Source organism: Vibrio sp. 1641, assembly GCF_033339995.1.
Lineage (GTDB): Bacteria > Pseudomonadota > Gammaproteobacteria > Enterobacterales > Vibrionaceae > Vibrio > Vibrio alginolyticus.
The window spans coordinates 1-612 of sequence record NZ_JAWOVP010000299.1 but is presented as its reverse complement, the minus strand read 5'-3'; the positions used below and the strand labels follow the sequence as shown (position 1 = coordinate 612).

Below are 612 nucleotides of genomic sequence, written 5' to 3'. Positions count from 1 at the left end.
AATGGGAACCATAGTGTTGAGTGAATTAGACATTTTACTGCTCATTTGTTGCGACAGATCGCACTTTAGCATACTCAACAGACAAAATGATCGGCGGCATTCAAACATCTCTGCCGAGAGAAAGAATAAGCGGTAGACTGTGGGTTCTCAATCAACTTATCTTTCTTTCGCGCATGGAGCGCATCTAGGAAATATCTAGATATTTAAGGAGCACACATGATCCCAATACAAGCGACGCATGTCTCTGGCGTTGTCATCTCTCGAATTGATGGCGTAGATAAAATTCTGTTACTCAAACGCGTTAAAGGCGGGTATTGGTGCCATGTGGCTGGTGGTGTAGAGGCTGGTGAAACAGGATGGCAAACCATTCTGAGAGAGCTAAAAGAAGAGACGCAGATTGACCATGTTGAGTTACATAAGGCGGACTTTTTAGAACAGTTCTACGAAGCGAAGGAGAACCGAATCTTGGTCATCCCATGCTTTGTGTTATTTTGTCCGCCAAACCAACCTGTGGTGCTTAATGAAGAGCACACGGAGTATCGCTGGTGTTCGCTGGAAGAAGCAAAGCAGCTTACGCCGTTTGCCAATCAACATCATCTCTATGATCATGTT

Annotated in this window: 1 protein-coding gene; it reads left to right on the top strand. The window is 44.6% G+C overall.

Annotated features, from left to right (window positions below; genetic code table 11):
- Positions 1–216: 216 nt before the first annotated feature.
- Positions 217–612 (top strand): NUDIX hydrolase (locus R7Z47_RS25635; RefSeq protein WP_318130866.1); only part of this gene is annotated, 396 nt, incomplete at its 3' end.